The 21,918-nt window shown below is 40.5% G+C and carries 14 protein-coding genes and 1 pseudogene; 12 read left to right on the top strand and 3 right to left on the bottom strand.

What is annotated here, in order from left to right; all coding sequences use genetic code 11:
• The first annotated feature begins 10 nt into the window (after window positions 1-10).
• A complete protein-coding gene (locus tag LH29_RS10230; protein ID WP_045029307.1) occupies window positions 11-1,381 on the top strand; it encodes a RagB/SusD family nutrient uptake outer membrane protein in 1,371 nt (456 codons plus the stop codon).
• A 3-nt stretch (window positions 1,382-1,384) separates the two neighbouring features.
• Entirely contained in the window at window positions 1,385-3,904 is a 2,520-nt protein-coding gene (locus LH29_RS10225) for an alpha/beta hydrolase family protein (RefSeq protein ID WP_045029305.1), read from the top strand.
• A gap of 144 nt (window positions 3,905-4,048) precedes the next feature.
• Here the strand turns inward: LH29_RS10225 and LH29_RS25105 are convergent, their stop codons facing one another.
• The 3 genes from LH29_RS25105 to LH29_RS10200 form a co-directional block, all read right to left on the bottom strand.
• Window positions 4,049-4,318, bottom strand: a complete 270-nt coding sequence (locus LH29_RS25105; RefSeq protein ID WP_045029302.1) for a DUF6520 family protein — start codon at window positions 4,316-4,318, stop codon at window positions 4,049-4,051.
• A 9-nt stretch (window positions 4,319-4,327) separates the two neighbouring features.
• Window positions 4,328-5,866 (bottom strand): DoxX family protein, encoded by a 1,539-nt coding sequence (locus tag LH29_RS10215; protein WP_052670766.1) that lies wholly within the window; start codon window positions 5,864-5,866, stop codon window positions 4,328-4,330.
• Between the two features lie 1,032 nt (window positions 5,867-6,898).
• Window positions 6,899-7,468, bottom strand: a complete 570-nt coding sequence (locus LH29_RS10200) for a UpxY family transcription antiterminator (RefSeq protein ID WP_045029295.1) — start codon at window positions 7,466-7,468, stop codon at window positions 6,899-6,901.
• Between the two features lie 380 nt (window positions 7,469-7,848).
• On the opposite strand from LH29_RS10200, the gene LH29_RS10195 reads away from it, so the two are divergent.
• The 10 genes and pseudogenes from LH29_RS10195 (at window position 7,849) to LH29_RS10150 (ending at window position 21,918) form a co-directional block, all read left to right on the top strand.
• Window positions 7,849-8,442, top strand: coding sequence for a TetR/AcrR family transcriptional regulator (locus LH29_RS10195; RefSeq protein WP_045029289.1), 594 nt, complete (start codon window positions 7,849-7,851; stop codon window positions 8,440-8,442).
• 66 nt (window positions 8,443-8,508) lie between these two features.
• A complete protein-coding gene (locus LH29_RS10190; RefSeq protein WP_045029287.1) occupies window positions 8,509-9,648 on the top strand; it encodes a beta-ketoacyl-ACP synthase III in 1,140 nt (379 codons plus the stop codon).
• 242 nt (window positions 9,649-9,890) lie between these two features.
• A pseudogene (locus LH29_RS25100) lies at window positions 9,891-10,076 on the top strand (hypothetical protein); the annotation flags it as partial.
• A gap of 701 nt (window positions 10,077-10,777) precedes the next feature.
• Window positions 10,778-13,237, top strand: a complete 2,460-nt coding sequence (locus tag LH29_RS10180) for a glycoside hydrolase family 2 TIM barrel-domain containing protein (RefSeq protein ID WP_052670765.1) — start codon at window positions 10,778-10,780, stop codon at window positions 13,235-13,237.
• 41 nt (window positions 13,238-13,278) lie between these two features.
• Window positions 13,279-14,475: a glycoside hydrolase family 88 protein gene (locus LH29_RS10175; RefSeq protein WP_045029283.1), complete on the top strand. Its 1,197-nt coding sequence runs from the start codon at window positions 13,279-13,281 to the stop codon at window positions 14,473-14,475.
• 84 nt (window positions 14,476-14,559) lie between these two features.
• On the top strand, window positions 14,560-17,652 hold the full coding sequence (locus LH29_RS10170; RefSeq protein ID WP_232302835.1) for a SusC/RagA family TonB-linked outer membrane protein: 3,093 nt from the start codon (window positions 14,560-14,562) through the stop codon (window positions 17,650-17,652).
• A 12-nt stretch (window positions 17,653-17,664) separates the two neighbouring features.
• Window positions 17,665-19,200: a RagB/SusD family nutrient uptake outer membrane protein gene (locus LH29_RS10165; protein ID WP_045029277.1), complete on the top strand. Its 1,536-nt coding sequence runs from the start codon at window positions 17,665-17,667 to the stop codon at window positions 19,198-19,200.
• 33 nt (window positions 19,201-19,233) lie between these two features.
• Window positions 19,234-19,902 carry a fasciclin domain-containing protein gene (locus LH29_RS10160; RefSeq protein ID WP_045030167.1) on the top strand — a complete coding sequence of 223 codons (669 nt, stop codon included), beginning with the start codon at window positions 19,234-19,236 and terminating at the stop codon, window positions 19,900-19,902.
• A 25-nt stretch (window positions 19,903-19,927) separates the two neighbouring features.
• On the top strand, window positions 19,928-20,995 hold the full coding sequence (locus LH29_RS23775) for a hypothetical protein (RefSeq protein ID WP_157493660.1): 1,068 nt from the start codon (window positions 19,928-19,930) through the stop codon (window positions 20,993-20,995).
• A 236-nt stretch (window positions 20,996-21,231) separates the two neighbouring features.
• Window positions 21,232-21,918: a TonB-dependent receptor plug domain-containing protein gene (locus LH29_RS10150; RefSeq protein ID WP_045029275.1), complete on the top strand. Its 687-nt coding sequence runs from the start codon at window positions 21,232-21,234 to the stop codon at window positions 21,916-21,918.

Below are 21,918 nucleotides of genomic sequence, written 5' to 3'. Positions count from 1 at the left end.
ACATAGAATCATGAAAAATATATATTTATTGTTTTGCTTTGGTGTATTTCTGCTGACAGCCTGCGAAGAATTGGTTGATGTTGACGCCCCGACTAACCAGCTGGGCACGGAACAGGTATTTGAAAGCCCCGAAACGGCAAATGCAGCTCTTGCAGGGTTATATGCCGATTTACGCGACGGATCAGTTATTACAGGTGCCGGATTTTATACCGCCGGTACCTTAATGGCTTCTTACACCGACGAATTGGATTGCTACACCAATGACCAGAACGGGATACTGGATATTTCCAGAAACCTGCAGCAGGAAACCAATACGGTTATTTCAAATATATGGAATACCGCCTACGGGCAGGTCTATTATGCCAATTCCATTATTTATGGGGCAACCCATTCAACAAAACTTTCTGATACCGAAAAGAATCAAATTACGGGAGAAGCCTTGCTTATCCGTTCCCTCATTTATTATTATCTCCAACAGTTTTTTGGCGATATTCCTTATACCAATAGTTTGGATTATGAATACAATCGTAATCTAACTAAGACAGATGCTACGGAAGTATTGGAACAACTGGAAACCGATGTAACAGAAGCGGCTTTGCTTATAGAGGATGAATACCGTAACTCAGAACGTATTTACCTGAACCGAAAGGCAGCGCAACTGATGCTGGCCCGTATTTATCTGCTCAGGGAAGAATGGGAACTCGCCGAACAAATGATAGGTACGATTATACAATCGCCCTTATATGAGTTTGAGGAGGATATCAGCGAAGTATTTCATAAAACGGGTCAGCATATTCTCTGGCAATTGGAACCGGAAAATGATGGAGACGCCACCGAAGAAGCCTCCTTTTACTATTTTACTGATGCGGCTCCCAGTGCTTATACCCTGGCACCGGATCTGGTCAATTCCTTTGATAATAACGACCTGCGCATACAGGTATGGATGGCCGAAGTATCTTTTGATGAAAAATCGTGGTACCGGCCGTTTAAATACAAAAACAAGGATAACGGGTCAAATGACAATGAATACTCCGTTATTTTTCGCCTTGCAGAACCCTATTTTATTATGGCCGAAGCGCTGATTAGACAAAACCGGCAGAATGAAGCATTACCTTATTTGAATGCTATCCGCGAAAGGGCCGGACTGACTGCGCTTACGTCTTTGTCTGACGAAGATTTCATTAATGAACTGTTGGCAGAAAAGCGCCGCGAATTCTTTACCGAGTTTGGACACCGTTTCCTTGACCTGAAACGTATGGGGCACCTTGATGAAATAAGAGCGGTAAAAGCGAACTGGGAAGATTATATGCAGGTATGGCCATTACCCCAAAACGAATTATTATTGAATCCTAATCTCAACCCTCAAAATACAGGTTACTAAGGCATGAAAACCGCAATTCTTTTCATAATCCCGGTTCTGCTGATTCTGGCAGGCCGGGAATTAACTGCACAAAGCAGACACGACAGCCTGTCCCGGATTGCTAATGAAGCATCACATAATATTAGCGGTACTGTAATGTCCGAAGACGGCAACTGGCTGACAATACGCAAGCGGAGTAGGATGCCCGTGAGGGAAATAGGTGATATGGATCAGGACACCCTGATTTTGTTCGACCTCCGTGATCCTGTGAAACACAGTATTATGGGATACAGGCAAAACGTATGGAAAGTGGTGTTTGTTGACAACCATCACTTATTATTACAATATGAACGGCAAACCGAGCTGCTTGACCTGGACAAACAATCCGGCATTTTCTATAAAGGTGTAAAAAGCATACAATCCTTAAGCGGTAACGGGAATTTTCTGTTGGATTACAGCCAGGAGCATAACAACAGGGTTGAACTGCGCAATAACAGGGGGGATTTGATTAATGCTGCAAATCATGTGACCCGGTTTTATCCCACAGGCGGCAACCATATTTATGCCATTACAGACAACGGAGAAAACAGGTATGAAATCCTTCGGCTTAAAGGAGAATCCACAGAAAAAGTATATGAAACTACGCATAAAATTGTCTCTTTGGTCACAGTCCCGGAAAAACAGGGGGTCATTATCTGTGAACAAGTACCTGAGAATGATTGCCAGGAATTCGTTTACCTGGATTTTAGCAATAAAATAGCTTACCCTTTAAAAGAAATTTTACCCTTAAACTTTCAAAAGGGATCTATTGAAATAATACCGGAGAGTAGAAGCTATTTCTTAAAAATTAGAATGCCACGCAAAAAAGGAAGCGGCTCCCCGGTTGATATCTGGTACGGAAACGAAAAAGGACTGAGACAGAAATTCTTTCCAAACAGAGACAGTTTTTTTGTGTGGGAACCTGAAAAAAAAAGGGTACACCGAATAGGGAACAATCAACTTACCAAAAATGCAAACATCGGGAGTAAACGTTATTTCCTGAGTCTGGACCCTTATTACTTTCAAGACTTTCCCCAGCCTCCCCGGTATAAGGTAAACGTTTACGACCGGCAGAAAGATTGTTATACACTGATGGATACTACATCCCGGAATCTTCTTTACACCTCACCCGGCGGACGGTATGTTTTGTACAAAAAAGACGAGGCATGGTCTTTATATCATATCCCCACCGGCACTAAAAGAACGATCGTCAACAGTAAGTTAAATACTCCCTATTTTGTAACAGGCACTGACACAGTACTGTTCGAAGGTGAAGGCGGGCTGTGGCGTTACAACCTGGCAGCGGAAGAAGAGCCCGTTCAATTGGGCCATTTTGAAGGATATCAGGTTACCATCCTGAATGGGACATCTCGCAACACGTTGCCGGCTCTTGATTTTTCCGAAAATATAATTACCCCGGAGAAAGCTTTGTTGCTTAAACTATATAATTCACGGGAAAACATGAGTGCTTACATATTGTGGCAAAACGGCAGGCAGGATACGGTTATCCCACCAACAGGTAAGCGCATAGAAAACCTGGTTTATAATAGCTCGTACAACCATTTTTGCTATACCGAAGAGGATTTCAATCAGCCGCCACGCCTGGTTTATAAAGAAATGGGGAAAAAGAAACAGGTTATTTATCAAAGTAATAAGGCCGACAAAGCCGTTTTATCCTTCAAACAGGAAATTGTTTCCTATGCCAACAGCGACAGTATTCCCATGAAAGGTGTTTTGTATTATCCGGCAAACTATAAGCCTTCCCTAAAATACCCGATGGTGGTGCACATTTATCAGAAACAGCGTAGTCTGTCAAATCGGTATCCGTATCCGTTTTATTATAACGGGCTCGGGTTTAATATACGTTTACTTATTGAAAAAGGCTATTTTGTGTATCTGCCTGACATTGTTGTCCAGGGGAAAGATGGCCCAGGTATGGATGCGCTGGATTGTGTTAACCATGCTTTGGATGCTTTAGTCGGCAATCCCTTAATCGATAAAAACAGAATTGGCTTAACCGGTCATTCCTTTGGTGGTTATGAAACTGATTTTATTGCTACCCGGTCTAACCGTTTTGCCACTTATGTTTCCGGCTCTGGGCATAGTGACATTATTTGGGCTGCCAATGCTTTCAATTATAATTTCTTTTTCCCTGATTATGTAAGGATAGAAGCCAATATGTATAAACTGGGTGTAGCTTTTTGGGAGAATAAAGCATTGTATCTCGCAAACAACCCCATTTATCAGGCCGACAAAGTAAATGCCCCCGTGTTGTTATGGTCAGGTCTGGAAGACCAAAATGTAACCAGCGACCACAGCATGGCCTTTTACAATGCCCTGCGTAGGAACAAAAAAGATGTGGTGGCGCTATTTTACGAGGGCGAAGGGCATAGCTTAATAAAACCCCGGGCACAATTCGACCTTACAAGCAGAATTCTGGATTGGTTCGATTACTTTTTGAAAGGAAATACAGACATCGATTGGATTAACAAAAGACTCGATTGACCTCCTCTTTTGACGGTCGGAAACGGGAAATAGCAGACAGGACATTTATCATGTAAGGTTTTGGAGAGTATGATAGAAGGGAAAGATATTCTTTTCCTACAAAATGGGGAGAAGGGGGTGCCTATGTGGCATCCCCTTTCTTTCTCAATTCACAGGTTTGTACAATGAAACCGTACACTCGGTATCAGCCTGGAACAAACTGTGGATACTTGAACCATCATCCCAGGTACATAAATCCCCAGGTGTGGTGGAACACATTTCCGGAGATTGCCGACATTCTCCCGTAGAGCTGTCGATATAATATCCGGTTTGCGAATTAGAATCCGAATTTTTTGCAACGTTAGTTGCAAGAGCGGCACCGGCTCCTATCAATATAATAGCAGCGGGTAAAATAAGGCTTTTTAAATTTTTCATAATTAAAAATTAAAATTCTTGCTTACTCTGTTTTGGGTTTTCAGCTTCCCCCGTTTTGAAATTCGCCGTCACCGCTTGCGCAAAACGGTAGCGCACGATTTCACTGCCACGCAATACAAATAGATAATTATCTGTGGCAAGCATTTGAGACATTTTGTTTTCCCCGCGGTGGTATATATAGAAACTGCCCAAATACTCTTGTCTCCCCGTACTGTACATGTCAACAATGGCCGCTTGTTGCCATGCCTTTCGGGATTCGAATTTTCCCATTAACATGGATTCATTAAATAACACTTGTTTATATAGCAGGGCAGTCTTATTTACCTGTAGTGGTGGTGCACCTAATTTATGTCTTCCGTCAGATAGCCTTCGTACTTGCACCTGTGCATGGGATATGGTATCAATGGTATGAAGTTTTTGCAGAAGTTGTAGTTCCTTGTTCATCACCAGAATTTCGTTTCGGTAGCTATAGATGTAGGCCAGTTCTCCGGTGCTGTTATCGCGAAGTAACTTACCGTCGGTATCAAACATTCCGTCTATTTGTTTTTCCAGCAATCCATAGTTGAGGGTTACTTTAGGCTCCCGGTTAAGACTGAGCCTTCCCAATACCTGGGATTTGGTACTTCTGCTTTGTGCCCTGAAGGCAAAATTAATGGAGTCTATCACTTGCAATTGAGAAAAATAACAGTCTTCAAAACTGATTGTGTGGGCATGAGAATCGCCCAGCTTTCCTCTGTATATTATCGGAATATTGCCATCATATACATAAAAATAGGGAGTTTCTATTTGTATTCTTATGGAACGAAATGGAAGGTCAGTATCGTCAAGCTCTAATTTAGCCGGCACTTTGGTTGTCAAAGAGGTATCCACGCTGGTTAAAACTAATGGCGCTGTATAATTTCCAAGATAGATCTGTCCATAGGCTATCCCTGCAAAATAATAGGAGTTTACTCCCAGATCTAGTGCCTTTTCATCTCTAAGAGAATGTTGCCCAAACCGGCGAATAAAATTGTTTTCTTTTTTTATAATATGCTCAGATGACAAAAAGAGCCCGACAACAACACCTGCTGCCAGCAAGGATGGCAAGGATGTTTTTAAAAGTACCATGTGTTTTCGTGTATGCTTCTCTTTTTCTGAAAATGCGATTGCAAGAAGAGCCAGGATGACGAAAGTAATATTAAAAATCATGTGCTCCGTCCAGTTCAATTTTTCAATGATACCTCCACACGAACAGGGAACAAAATCGCTGTAATTCAGGATCAGATAAATATAGATGGTAAAAGCGATCATTAGAAAGAATGATCCATAAAGACCTGTTAGACGAGTCTTTCTAAAAATCAATAATAAGGACAGCATGAATTCCATGCATATTACAGCAGGTGCAACCACGCCGGCATATGCGCTTAGTAATGGCGACTGTGCTAACTGTACAGTGAAGTTTTCATAGTCCAGCAATTTGCTGAACCCGGCATACACAAAAAGCAGGATATACAAATAGGAGGTGACTGGAACCAGAATTGAAAAGTGTTTTATCAGGAGCTTTTTCATAGCTTATAAATGTTTGTTTTAAAGGTCTGTCTGCGGGAGAATGTAATCTTCGGGTTATTGAACAACTAGTGGTTGATGTATATTTCCGTTCTCCCGTTAAATATTAGAGGTCATGTTTTTGCCTCAATACATTTACAAAGGTACAGTTGAGCCGGGTCATTCGTCTGAACCTGTATTAACAAATGAAAGAACCCGGATCAAAAAACAACTTAACCGACTGATGGGGCACTCTTAAAAATCAGAATTCGAAAAGTGAATTATAGCAACTGATCATCTTCTAAAATGAAATCAAAACTGCTAAATAATCAGGGATGCCCTTTCTTCCGAAGCATTCTACTAAGTGACTGTGGGGCTATGTTCAAATAAGATGCTATGATATCCTTCGATACTTTTAATTCGATACCCGGATGTGATGCTAATAAGTGCAGGTACCTTTCCCATGGAGAGTTCACTGCTAATTGCCGGGATCTTTGGGCAAAAAAGTAAACATACTGAAGGGAAACACAACGTTCAAAAACGCTTGCTTCCGGGAACTCATGAAATATGTCCTGCAATTGGGGATGAGAGATCGAAAGCAATAAACTTCCCGGCATCACTTCAATATTAACCTCTGATGTCTTGCGCTGAAAAAAACTCACCGGATCACAAACAATACTCTGTTCTTTCCAAAGAATGGAAGTAAGTTCCCTTCCGCTACGATCGTCAAATGAAAGCACCGGGCAATGCCTTTCTCCACAAAATACATATAATCTGACCGATGCCCGGCATTAAGCAACAATGACCGGTATCTGTGCTCGGTTATGGTTAATCGTTCGTCAATGGCAGTAATCAGAGCATCAACATAGGATCGTTCTGTAAGTTTTTTGGGCAAGGGCTTCAATTTAAAAATGACTTCATATAAACTGTGTTTTTCCATAGTTAACGTTTAAGAAGTTCGGATTAAAATAGTAAGGTATATATGTCTCCTCAAAAAAGAACAATTGTAATTTTCTGAGTATAACGACATCGCTTTAGTCAGAGAGCTAAAATTTATTAATGTGCTTTTTTAAGTTTCTCGAGGTCTGATTGGCATATATCGATAAATACGGAGTGGCTGATGGCTTTCAGACGAATACCAAAGCGGCTTTTATTTTGTCGTTTTACCAGAATTCCTTCATGTCCTTTTAATGGACCGGAAACAATTCGTACATGTTCTCCGCTGGAGAACTGATTTTCTACAGTAATCACATTCCCTAATTCCAACATTTTCCGTATTCCATCTACCTCCTTTTCCGTTATTGTGGATGGTTTGCCGGCAAAAGAAACAAAGTTTACAACCTGAGATATTCTTCGAATGGTATATATTTCATGGTGATAAGTAAAGACAAATAAGTAATTGGGGAATAGCGGGAACCAGATCTTTTTTCGTTGTCTGTTTTTCCATAGTCTTGATTTGGGAATTGCAGGACAAAATACTTCATAGCCATGATTCGAAATTAGCCGGGTTGCAATTCTTTCATTACGTGGACGAAGATAAAATACATGCCATGCTTTTTTCGTGAAATCATTCTGCGTTTCATGAAATTGTGCCCCTCCTCTCATATGAATAATTCTGTCTGGCATGGTATAGATTTAATGGTGTATATTAAGCACCCTTTTTCTGTGAATTTTACTATACAACCAAATAAATATTGGTTAATAATCCTGTCGTATAGCTAGAGTCTATCTGGTTGTTCTTTCATATAATTATAACTTTTTCAGGAAGTCATCTTTACTAACATTTGCAGTTGCCGAGCATGCCAAAGGCACGTCGCTTAGCACAAATAATGTATGTATAGCGTCCAATAAAATACCATATATGCGGTATGTAAATATATGAAAAAATAATCCAAACAAAAAAATGGTTAGCGATACCATATGATATTTTCGATCATAAAAATGATTGTTTCATTGGCTTAATCATGCTTTTTACGTAAGTTTGTTAGCATTAGATCTACAGTGTTATGACAACAAAAGAAAGAATTATTGAAGAGGCTTTTAAATTATTTCTGAATAATAATTATGAAAAAGTAAGTATTTCCGATTTGGAAAACGCAATCGGGAAAACAAGAGGAGCAATATTCTATTTTTTTAAAAATAAAGAAGAAATATTTAACGAGGTAGTAGATACCTACCTGATTAAAACGCAGGATCCTTCTGTGAAATTCAAATTCGAAGATAATATTTCTCTTGAACAGTTTATTAAGCTATATATCAGTGGAATAAATACCACTATGTCGAAGATGTTATCCATTTCTGTAGTCAATATTTACAAGCATTATTTTTCCCTGTATCTCCAGGCAGCTCGAATCTATCCCAACTTTTCTGAGATTATGACACGTAACTCAATTGAGGAGATCAACATGTGGGAAAAAGTGATATCCAGAGCAATACAGAATAAAGAAATAAAGGCAGTAGATACCAAACATTATGCAACACTTTTTCGAAGTTGTTTTCTGGGTCTCGCATTCGACAGATGCCTTTTATACGGGCTAAATACAGAAGAATTATTTACGCTTTATCAAACCATTTACCAGCAAATAAAATTAAAATCCTAACTCATTCATAACAATTGTATGTAAATTTTACTTACTTTTACATACCAACCATTATAATTTATTGTTATGAATAAGAATGTTTACATCTCATCCGTCAGCAAATTTTTGCCCAATTCACCCGTCGAAAATGAAGATATGGAACAATATCTGGGCTTAATTAATGAAAAACCGTCAAGAGTAAGGCGTATTGTATTGAAAAAAAATGGAATAAAATCCAGGTACTATGCTTTGGATAAAAAGCAAAAAATTACCCATACCAATGCAGAGCTGGCATTCCGTTCCATAAAGAAATTATTTCCTGATGAGAAAATTCCGGAGGATATTGATGTATTGGCATGTGCCACTGGTAATCCTGATCAGTTGTTGCCATCCCATGCATCCATGGTTCATGGCCTGATGAAAAACAGGCCAATGGAATTGTATTCTGCTTCGGGAGTATGTCTTACGTGCCTGCAAGCTTTTAAAACAGCTTATCTGTCTGTTTTGTCTGGAGTCTCTTCTAAAGCAGTCTGTTCAACTTCGGAGCTCGCTTCTCCTACATTGTTATCAAAAAACTATGAAGAAGAGTATGAACATTGTTCGAAGGTAGGAAAAGATCCGTATATGGCATTTGAAAAGGATTTTCTGCGCTTTATGCTTAGTGATGGTGCCAGTTCGGTATTACTCTCTGATAAAAAGAGCGAGAATGGTATTTCATTTAAAGTTGAATGGGTTGAAATGACTTCGTATGCCAACGAACTCCCAACCTGCATGTTTATGGGAGCTGAACTTCGTGAAGATGGAGAACTCACCAGCTGGAAGGAATTTGAAAGCCGGGAGCTTATCAATCGTTCAGTAATGACCGTAAAACAGGATATCCGCTTGCTTAAACCTAATATTATTCGTTGTTGGGTAGACCACCTGGAATATTGTTTGGAAAAATATAGCCTTGATCCAAATGATGTCGACTATGTCATCCCTCATGTTTCATCTATGTTCTTTTATGGGAAGCTTGCCGAGGGAATAGTGGGTAGAGGTTTAGATTTAGGGACGAACAAGTGGTTTACCAATCTTACTGAAATAGGTAACATCGCTTCTGCTTCTATTTTTGCAGCACTTGATGATCTGTCAAGCTCAGGGAAACTTAAAGAAAATGACAAGATCTTACTCTTGGTCCCTGAAAGTGGACGTTTTTCTTATGGTACGGTTTTGTTGACTGTAAAATAGACTACTTTACTTTTGTTATACAACCTCTTATTATTTTAAGCTCAAAAAAACTGCGATGAGTTTAGTTTTTAGCTAATCTTTGAATACCAAAAAAAAGTTTTCGAACCTATAAGAGTTTTTGATAGAAGGTCGAACTACTTAGGTCGAAATCAGGAAATCACTTTGTTTGGTTTCATATCAGGGAACTATGTTCCTTTTGCATGAGGATGGAGGTAGTTTTGTGAGTTTTCAGATTTTATTACCATGTTTTAAGCACATCCAAAACACAATATTTCTTTTATTCCGAGCTAACTGGAACTACAATCAAGAACCTTTCTCTAAAATCCATTCGTGAAACACGAATAGCAACGCAAACCTTGGTGGAACAAACTAAATTTGCAGGTTTTCTTCAAAAAATTGACGAACGGATTGATACCCAAGCAAAATGATTGAGGATTATAAATTGCTCAAAAAAGTTATGATGCAGAAAATCCTTAATCAGGAACTACGATTTAAAGATAAGCACGATAATTTTTACCCAGAATGGGAAGAAAGGAGGCTTGGTGAATTCGTGACAAACCAATGTATGGATAAAATAGTTCTGCAATTGAGTAGAACGGGAAAGATAAATATATACGAATCAGTGACAGTGATGAGGAATCAAACCAGTTTAATCCTTCTCCCAAACATCTGCAGAGGGTGAATTGGATTAAGCTTTTTTTATTAAAGGATGGTGATATTGTTTTTCCAGAATCGGCGCGAATGTTAGTAAATTCTATATAATGATGAAAATGCTTATATGATATTGGTGAAAAATCATTTAAAATCTGCCTTTGGTCTGTGCTGCCAGATTAGAGAGGAGTACAAACTTTTGTATTTCAGAAATTAGAAGAAGGGTTGAGCAAAAAAAGTGCCCACTAATGAGATTATTTATGTATTAAAGATGCTTTGGATTTTATAAGACATTCTTCTTATAACAATTAATGTTAGAAATATTCGGTGTTTCCTAGGAGAAACAATTATAGGAATGAATCAATGGTGAAACATGTTCAACATTTATGACTCTACAGCTAAAGAATTTGCCACATAGTTAGAAGATTATTTTTTCTTGTTTGGATAGTTTTGGTATCAAAATTAAAAATCTGAATTTGTGAAAAGGACAATTCTATTCTTTCTGGTACTATTTTTAATGGCCAGTTCTTATGCTCAAAGTATTTCAACCAATAAAAGGCGATTGATTGACGACTGGCAGTTTTTGCGACAGGACTTGGGAGGTGTGTGGGAAGCGCTGCGGGAAGCGAAACCGGGGCGACCAACAACCGTTCCTTTGTGGGAAGATGTTACACTGCCACATTGTTTTAATGCCCAGGATGCTGTTGCCCCTGATGTTAATTATTATCAGGGACCTGGATGGTACCGATCATCAATTGAAATTAAAAATCCTTATAAAAATGGAAGGACGCTTTTGCAATTTGAAGGGGCAGGGCAAAAGACAGATGTGTACATCGGATTTTCAAATGCGGGATCACACGTAGGAGGTTACGACGAGTGGACGATTGACATTACCGACCTGGTTGATTCAGTCCGGCAAAATGTGCTGCTATCTCAATTGTTTAACGGAAAAGTCCCGCTAACAATCCGCTGCGATAATTCCCGCGACCTGCAGATGATCCCTTCTGATCTTTCAGATTTCAACGTATATGGAGGCCTTTACCGTTATGTGAATTTAGTTTACGTTCCTGAAATCTTCATACAACAGGTATATCTGAAACCAGGGATTTCTGCTAATGGTAAACGTGGATCGATTCAGATCAATGGATTATTGGGCAATCATACCGAAAAGAATGTGCCGTTGACAGCTACCTTGTTTGATGAGAAGAATGAGTTCGTACAAACGGTTTCATTTTTGAGTGAAGGCAACAAATTTGAAAAGTCTGTGGAATTAGGGAAAGTACGGCCCTGGTCACCTGATCGGCCCAATCTGTACAGGATTGAGATTGAATTGAACATCAACGGTGACAAGCAAAACTATACTGACCATTTTGGGTTCCGTGAGTTTAAATTTGAAGAGCAAGGCCCTTTTTATCTAAATGGGGATCGTTTGTTATTGAGGGGTACCCATCGTCATGAAGACCATTCTGGAGTGGCCGCAGCACAAACTGAGGAATCTATACGTGAAGAACTTCAGCTAATAAAGGATATGGGGGTCAACTTCATCCGTTTGGCTCATTATCAGCAATCCCGCATCGTCCTGAATTTATGTGACAGCCTGGGGATTTTGGTTTGGGAAGAAATTCCATGGTGCCGCGGCGGCCTTGGGGGTGAAGTTTATAAAGAACAGGCTCGGAGCATGTTAGAAAATATGATAAGCCAGCATTTCAATCACCCTTCGGTTATTATTTGGGGCTTAGGCAATGAAAACGACTGGCCCGGTGATCAACCGGATTTTGACAAACTGGCCATTCAGGGATTTATGTCCGAATTAAATGATATAGCACACAGCCTGGACCCGTCACGCAAGACAGCCATTCGCCGCTGTGACTTCTGTAAAGACATTGTGGATGTATATTCACCCTCGATCTGGGCTGGTTGGTATCGTGGAAAGTATACCGAATACCTCAGCGTTTCAAGGGAGCAAATGGAGCAGGTAGGTCACTTTTTACATGTGGAATGGGGAGCGAGTAGCCATGCCGGACGCCATTCAGAAAACCCGGATGTTGGATTGGAATCAGTTAAGACGGGTACCGGTGCAGATGAAAAGGCGGGAGATGCTTCGTTGTACGGCGGGGCCGCGCGTGTTTCGAAAGACGGTGATTGGACAGAAACCTACGCCTGTAATCTATTTGACTGGACTTTAAAAGAACAGGAAAAAATGCCTTGGCTTACTGGTACTGCAGCCTGGGTTTTTAAGGACTTCTCAACTCCGGTCAGACCTGAAAATCCAATTCCGTACATGAACCAAAAAGGGGTTGTAGAACGCGATCTGACCCCCAAAGAGTCTTACTATGTTTTTCAGTCCTACTGGACAACGAAACCCATGGTTCATATTTACGGGCATTCGTGGCCAATCCGTTGGGGTGAAAAAGGACAGTCGCGTTTGGTGAAGGTTTATTCCAATTGCAAGGAAGTTGAGTTATTCCTCAACGGGGTTAGCCTGGGAAAAAAGAAACGTGATTCACAGGACTTTCCGGCAGCCAGTTTGCACTGGAATGTTGAGTTCAGGGAAGGAAAGAATGAGCTGAAAGCAGTTTCAACGTCGAAAGGACAAATGGCAGAAGATAGTATCCAACTTGAATATCAAACCGAAAAATGGGGAGAACCGGCAATTTTAGAATTGAAGGAAGTCGCTATTGATGATCAGTACAGTTGGCTGGAAGCTAAGGCGTTTGATAAAAACCACGTGCTGTGTTTGGACGCTCGCGCCAGGGTAACTTTTTCGGTTTCAGGTGACGCAGTTTTAGTTGAAAATATGGGAACTCCTACCGGGTCACGCGTGGTAGAACTAAGTAATGGTGTGGCCAAAATAAAAATTAGAAAAGAAAATGAAAGGTATTCAGCAGCTGTAAAGTCCGAAGGACTAAAAACAGCGGTTATATCCCGGGCGGAGTGACATTTAAACACAATCAAAACTGACAAACTAAACAAAGAACGATGAAAAAGATATATTACTTTTTCCTGGTTGGAGTTTTATTCTTCATGGGGTGCAAGGTTGATAATTCAATTAGTAACAACCCCTGGAAATACATTGCCAGTCAGCTGGAAAAGCTGGAACTTAATGCCGACAATGCCGTCCATGTGCAATCGAATGGAAAAAAGTTGGTAAGTCCCCGTTCTCTTGGGGATAGCGGAGAACTAAAGATGGTTCCTTCATCCGATTGGTGTAGTGGGTTTTTCCCGGGCTGTTTATGGTTGATGTATGAACAAAGCCGGGAAGAAAGATGGAAAGAATCAGCTCAAAAATATACCGGGCAATTGGCCGATCAGCAATTCAATGGACGTACCCATGACATGGGGTTTAAAATGTATTGCAGTTATGGCAATGGTTACCGTCTGACCCATAATCCTGAGTACCGGAACATTCTGATTCAGTCGGCAAAAACATTGATTACCCGCTTTAACCCAAAAGTAGGATGTCTCCGTTCGTGGGATCACCACCAGGATCAGTGGAAATTCCCAGTGATTATTGATAATATGATGAACCTGGAACTGCTTTTCTGGGCAACCCGGGAAACCGGTGATTCCACCTATTACAAAATTGCGGTTTCTCATGCACAAACGACAATTAAAAATCATTTCAGGACTGACTACAGCAGTTGGCATGTGGTCGATTACAATCCTGAAACTGGGGAGGTCGTTCAAAAACAAACTCACCAGGGATACGCAGATGTGTCCTCATGGGCCAGGGGACAAGCGTGGGCATTGTATGGTTTTACCATGGTGTACAGTGAAACGAAGCAAATTGAATTTTTGCAACAGGCCGAGCACATTGCATACTTTATTCTGAACCACAAAAATATGCCTGGGGATTTGGTACCGTATTGGGATTTTGACGCGCCTAATATACCCGATGAACCCCGTGATGCATCAGCTGCTGCTGTAATAGCCTCAGCCTTGTTGGAGTTGAGTGGTTATAGTTCAGGTCAATCAGCTACATACTTGGGAAAGGCTAAACAAATACTAAAAAGCTTAACAAATAGCTATCGCTCAGCGGCTGGGAACAATCATGGTTTTTTACTTGATCATTCAACAGGATCAAAACCTCATGATTCGGAGGTTGATATCCCATTAATATATGCAGATTATTACTATATGGAATCACTAATTAGATTAGCAAATTATTTCGATTGAAAACAAATTGTTGTGTTTTAAATTAAATCTTTTTTTATGAGAAAAAATCACATTTTTAAGTACTTGACGATTTTTTTCATGTGCATGATTTTTACAATAAATCTGTTTGCACAGGGAAAATCGATCTCGGGAAAGGTAACGGATAACAATAAAGAGCCTCTTCCCGGTGTTACCGTTGTTGTGAAAGGAACAACAGATGGTACAGTAACTGATTGGGATGGTAAATTCCAGTTGGTGTGTCCACAAGAGACAAAGACCTTGGTATTTAGCTATATTGGCATGCTTACCAAAGAAGTTGAACTTAAAGGACAGTCGGAAATTAATGTTTCAATGGTGGCAGACTATGTGGATGTAGACGAAGTAGTCGTTGTTGGATATGGAACGCAAAAGAAACGTGATGTTACAGGAGCGATTACCTCGGTAAGTAGTGAGGCCATTGAGCAGCGACAGGCCGTCAACGTTTTTGACGCGTTGCAGGGTACAGCTGCAGGGGTGCAAATTACCAGTGAATCAGGTGCGCCTGGAGCGTCAAGTACCATCATGGTACGTGGTGCATCAACTTTTGATGATTCAGGAGTTGCTCCACTGTTTGTTGTCGATAATGTTATCGTGGATGATGTTGACAACATTAACCCGAATGACATTAAATCAATTGAAATACTAAAAGATGCCGCTTCAAGTGCGATTTATGGAGCCAGGTCGGCCAACGGAGTTGTAATTATCACTACTAAAATGGGAGAAGCAGGAACACCAAGAATTGATGTCCGTATCCTGAACAGTTACAGTTTTATCGCGAATAAACTACCACAGATCAACAAGTTTCAAACGGTGTTGAATAATAATAAGAAAACACAGGATCTGATGAAATTTAAGGCTTCGACGGACTCGGTAGGCTTGGTGAAAAGTCAAAACTATTTTTACGAGGACCTGTTAACACGCGTGGCTATTCGTAAAGATGTTAACCTTGGTATTAGTGGAGGCTCAGACAGGCTCAAGTACAACGCTTCGATTGGATACAATGGTAACCAGGGGATTATTCTAACCAGCTATAATAACAAGCTAACATCAAGGTTTAACGTTGATTATCAGGTTAGTGATAAGTTGAAGTGGATGTCAAGGATTAGTTTTGGCAACTCTCAGACCAATGGTGTTAGTACTGCTGGAGTGTTGCAGGGGGCCATTCGAAGGGATCCGGATATGATACTTTACTACCCGGATGGAAGTTTCGCACCCTATTACCAAATGGGGGGAAGGAAAAACCCGGTGCAGGAGCTTTACGACCGCGAAAACCTGGATGAGAGATGGCAAACATCCCTTTATCAGGCGTTTGAGTTTAAGATTAACAAAGACCTGGTTTTTCAGACCAGCGCCACGGCAAACTTAAACCTCAGAAGAAAGAATTCTTTTAGTTCGGCAGAGTTAGATTCAAAAGGAAATAGAAATAAAGGAAGTGACAATACCACATGGTCCCAAATTTATCAGGGAGATGCTTATCTGTCCTATAATAAGAAGCTGAATGACCACAATATCAGCGCAATGGCAGGTTCCAGCGTTGAAACCGGAAAAAACGAATACTTGAATTACGAAGCCAGCTATTTTGTCTCTGAAGCAGTGCATACGATGAACTTAGGTACACTTGACCTGACCAAAACGAATACAACAGCTACCGACTATGCCATCGCTGGCTTTTTTGGTCGTATAGGCTACAACTATAAAGGCCGTTACATGTTCAACTCAAACATTCGTTATGATGGCTCATCCCGCTTTGGTAAAAATAAGCGTTGGGGGTTATTCCCTTCAGCTTCACTGGGATGGCGTTTCTCTGACGAAAGCTTTATGGGCTGGGCTAAAAACTGGTTATCAGATGGTAAGTTGAGAGCGAGTTGGGGACGTACCGGTAACGACCGGGTTGGATATTATGAGTCCCAACTTCGGTATACATCTGGAAGTTATGCGTACAACGGTATTTCTGGTGTTGTTCCGGTATCTACTTATGGAAACCCTAACCTGCATTGGGAACAGACCGAACAAACCGATATCGGCCTTGATTTGAATTTTCTGGGTGGGCGGGCCAGCCTCACAGCAGACTACTACGTGAAAACAACGACTGACTTGTTATCATCCATGAACCTGCCCTACACTACGGGTTACGACAATACACGTGTAAACTTGGCAAGTATTGAAAACAAAGGGGTGGAGATATCGTTGTCGGGTTATCCTGTCAGAAAAAAAGACTTCAGTTGGCAAACCACAGTTAACTGGTGGAAAAATGATAACACGATTGTTGATTTAGCCAGGGAAGATTATATTCAAAGCAACATGTATTATGTAGCAAAGGGATATTCTGCCGGATTATTTTATGGATACAATAACATGGGGGTTTACCCATATGATGTTAGCAATGCTTATACAGAAGACAACCACACGTTACTGACCCCCGTCCTCGAACGCGATAACAATGGTAATGTTATTATTGGATTGGATGGTCAACCAACGCTACTCCATTACACGTTACCTAACGGAGATAAATATGAGGGTACCATTAATCAACTGACCTCAGGAGGCGTAGTAATGCGCGGAGGTGACGTTATCTGGGAAAATATGCCGAATGCAGAAGGCGTGTATGACAATAAGATTGATGATAACGACCGTAAGATCATGGGTAAAGGTAGCCCGGATTGGTCCGCCTCCTGGAGCAACAACCTTAATTATAAACGATTTACTTTTTCTTTCAATTTTTACGTAAGCTGGGGTGGATTAATTTATAACGACCTGAAACAATACCTTTCTAAATGGGGTGGTAACTCACACCGTGAATGGGTTGATTATATTGTGACTGGTTGGAAATTCCAGGGGCAGAACACGCCATGGTATGCGATTGATACCCGGAACCGTAAAACTAAAAACAGAGCTGTATTGAGTGATTTTTACCTGGAAGATGCTTCATTTATCCGTTTGAGAAATGTGCGTTTGAGCTACAATTTTGATGAAGGTATTTTGGGAAAAACATTTATTAAGGGCGCTACAGCATATATTTATGGGAATAACCTTGCAACTTGGACAAATTACACCGGATTTGACCCTGAAGTGGGAGGAAGTGTGCTGACTCCGGGAAAAGACCGGGGGTCTTATCCTCGAAACAGGGAAGTTGGTTTAGGTTTAAATCTGAATTTTTAAACAGTTTGAGTTATGAAGAAAATATATTTGAGTTTAATAATAATTCTATCCTTTGTTACATATAGTTGTGATGAATTTCTGGATAGGGCACCACTTTCAGATATGTCCCCCGCAACATATTTTTCAACCAAATCAGATATGAAAGTCTGGATGGCTGGTATTTATGATTCATTCCAGAATACGCTGGACCGTGAACACTTGGAGTGGGGAGATATTCGTTCGGATAATTATCATACAACCAGTTATGATGACGGAAAGGCATATATGAATGCCATTGAATCGACTCAAAGTGACTATAGTTGGAAAAATCTCTACAATACAATCGATTTATGCAATGTGGCAATTGAAAGGTTTCCAACAATTGAAGGTACTGTTCAAGGCGATTGGGGGGATTATGTAGGACAAGCATACGGAATGAGGGCCTACATGTATTTTTATGCTATTCGTGTTTGGGGCGATGTTCCATTAATTACGACGATGTGGAATGGTAACGTAGAAGAATCACATATTCCGAGGACTCCGGTTGCTGAAATTAAAGATCAGATACAGAGTGACCTTGATATGGCTTTAACCTTGCTTGGTTCTAGTGTGTCCGGTGACCGGAAATTCTATTTTAACCTTGCAGCTGCCTGGGCCCTTCAAGTTGATCTTGATATGTGGTTTCATGAATATAGTGAAGCAGTCAGCGATTTTGATAAGTACTTTAAAAATAATTCGAATTTTGAATTAGTTTCGAATCCGGATCAATGGAAAGAAATATTTATTAATCCTACAAGTTCTTCTGAAGCCATCTTTAACATGCAATGGAGTTATGAGTCGGATGGAGGGAATCCATGGGCACAACGGGTTGGTGCATCAAATACCAATAATCCCTATAAAGTTTCTGAGGGGATCTTTGATGAGTTTGTGACACGTTTGCGCTCTGGAGAAGGTGCTGATGGCCGTTTCTGGAATGTGCTGGATACCGTGAAAATGTTTTATGGAGGTAAGCAATTACCAATTAGTACTGCACACTGGTTATTGCCAACTGGTGATGGCGCAGGAATTGAAAAATGCACCAAATACAGCCCTGTTGATAATTCATCCGCTACAAGTCACTGGTTTGTTTATTCAAGTTCAGACTGTGAAATACAAACCAGCATGTATCGTTATGCCGATGTGCTATTGTTGAAAGCAGAGGCTCTAAACCAACTTGGTAAAGGAAGTGAAGCATTGGATATTGTGAATCAGATCAGACAGCGGGTTGGTTATATGGCAGATGCGAAAAGCGAAGTAGACCCCAGCGACAAAGCCGGGGTAGAAAGTATTATCCTGCTGGAGCGCCAATTGGAGTTTATGGCTGAAGGCAAGCGCTATTTTGACCTGGTAAGGACCAATAGGCTAATGGATGTAATGGATCCGATTTTAAGGGAGCGCCAGGAGGAAGCCGGCGTTGAACCTACTGGTTTTGGTGACCCTGGAAGGGTTTTGTTCCCAATCTATTATAGAGAATTTGAATCTAATCCTGCTTTAAGAGGACATCAAAATCCTCCTTATACCGAGGGATAATATTCAATCCAATTAACTAAAATGGAAAAAATCATGAAAAAAATAAGAAACTATTTTAAATATGCCATATTCTTTTTCTCAGCTACCGTAATTTTTACGAGCTGTGAATTAGTAGGTTTGGAATTTCAAGTGCCCTACAAATACGATTATGAGGCTGGCACCTATAGTAATGAAACCAACATGACAGCCTGGGAATTTATCCAGTCGCGTCCCGATTTGTTCTCTGTATTGAAGGAAGGTATTGAATACACTGGATTACAATCGAATTATGAACAACCAGATTGTACCTATTTATTGTTAACTGATGCCGCTTTCAGTGAATCAACTTCTAACTATTTTGAAACTCACTCGTTTCCTGATCCTAATGACACGTCAGTTATCATTATTCCACAAACCTTGAAACTGTATTCACAAGACCAAGTAAAGGAATTGCTTCTTTACCATACCGTAAAAGGAGCCTGGACCTGGAGCAATTTGCCGGCATCGGCGACCTGGTATGACACATTCGCTACTGCCGATACCGCAAAAGTTAACATGTACCTGTTAAAATCAAGGAATGCAAATATTGTATTCAACAACTTTGAAGGTCATTATATCCAAGAGCTTAAAGCAAGAACGACTAATCTTAAAACGAGTGATGGATCATATATGCATGTTATGGACTCCTGGTTGGATCGGCCAACAAAATTGCAGTTAAGGTGATATAATTAAATTTTAAATGATGAAAATGAAATATTTTAATACACTGGGAATCATTTTACTAGCTTTTATATTTACCAATTGTAAAGATGAAGGCTCTGTAACAATCGATTCATTAAGTACGGGCGGGGACGAGTTTTATACCAACCAATTGGTCAAACTATGGATGGTTGTAGACGCTGACGACTTAATGGATGTAACATATGAGTGGGGCTGTGAAGGAGGCTCTCTAGTCCAACCTCAGGGCTTGGATGAAATGACATGGAAAGCACCAAGTACCACCGGTACCTATCGTGTTTTTTGCAAAGTTTCTTCAGGTGGAAAATCAGAGATCCGTTATCACGATATGTACGTGTCTTCCTTCTTTTTCGAGAAATTTGAGAACTCTATATATTCATTTAAAGGACAAAGCAGTACCAAACTATCCTTAAAGTCTGAGACTGTAGATGGAAAAACAAACGGTTATTTGGAAGCTTATGTTCGATCAACTGGCTCCAGCAACCGCTACATCTATTATAATTTTGGCGATCCGGAGCTGAAAGTTCCATTTAGCTGCATGGCTAAAGTAGGATGGAAATCTGATTTCCCAACCGATACCGTGACCGTAAAATCATCGGTTTATGCCAATAAAATGGCCTATAGGTTGACCTTGAACCGGGCTCCTGAATATGTGGATGAGAAGTACATTGACGATATTCGGTTCGAATGGTTCCCGGTTGAGGGGAATGGGTATCCTGTAGATGTTGAGACCGGTCAGGCCTTTAACGGTACGCTGACTTTTGAAGAGAATAATATGGGGTCTAAAACCTGGTACAGTGTTAATTTCTTCGCACCTGAGTTGGCCTTTGCCAAAGGTGAGTACAAGAATGTTGCTGTTAACATGGAGGAAGATTACACAATTTCCGTGTTTGTGGGCAATGCGAAAGTACTTGAGACAGATGCCTTAATAAATTGGAGAACAGATAATGCTGCGCAAGATGAGGTTTACATCAAAGAGTGGCGTTTTGTCATGGTGAATGGTAATGGAGGAAACAAGGCTCCAAAATTCTACTTTGACAATGCTTATGCAACCAACGATGGAACAGCCTTACCTTAAAATAAGGGAGGGTTATAAGATGGGGCTACATCAGGTTGAAAAGAGAATGTTGATTACATTTTTGGATGTTTCCATATAGCAAGTGATCCCTCAACCTATCTGTGTTAGATAGGTTTGAGGGATTCTTTGTGGAATTTTCGATAACTATGTCATGAATAGATTGACCCGGTTATATTCCTTCCTTTTCAGTTTGAGATAGCCCTGTCTTTTTTATCAGCAAACTATACTTTGAAGCGATGAGAATTATCATTTTGGTTGCATTTTTATGTATAGGGTCAATGGCTACATTGGCTCAGGTCCAAAGCCCTGCCGATACCTTGGTTGGGTTGGTCGTGAATGTAAAGGGCAAGGGGATAAAGAATATTCCGGTCTTTACCAGCAATAAAGAAGAACCCGTTCGAACAGATCGAAAAGGGATCTTTGTAATTGTTCAGGATCAGTTGCCAGATAGCATAAGCGTCATGCTTCCTTCCAAAAGAATCTTTCAAATTCCGGTGAACGGAATGAATTTTCTGAAGATCAAAACCGGAGAAGAGGAATTTTTTATTTCTGAAGGGGAGGAAGAGATCGTAACTATCGGTTACGGGACACAACGAAAGAGGAATACTACTTCCGGTTCGTTTTCGGTTACAGGACAGGAGTTGCTGGACACAGGAGAAACAGATTTAATCAGGGCTATTGCCGGAAAAATTCCGGGCCTGAACCTAAATTATACAGACGATGGTTCGGTGACATTGGAAATCAGGGGGGGAACTTCACTAGATGGGAGGAATGAGCCTTTATATATTATTGATGGGGCTATTAGTGATGATTTCCGGTATCTAAATCTGTATGATATTGAAAAGGTGGATGTATTAAAAGATGGCAGCATTTATGGAGCCAGAGGGGCAAACGGTGCTATTGTCGTTACTACGCAGCAATAG

The sequence above is a fragment of the Draconibacterium sediminis genome (assembly GCF_000949475.1).
Classification (GTDB): domain Bacteria; phylum Bacteroidota; class Bacteroidia; order Bacteroidales; family Prolixibacteraceae; genus Draconibacterium; species Draconibacterium sediminis.
Note: the sequence above shows the minus strand (reverse complement) of the source record. Positions and strands in the feature narration are given on the sequence as shown.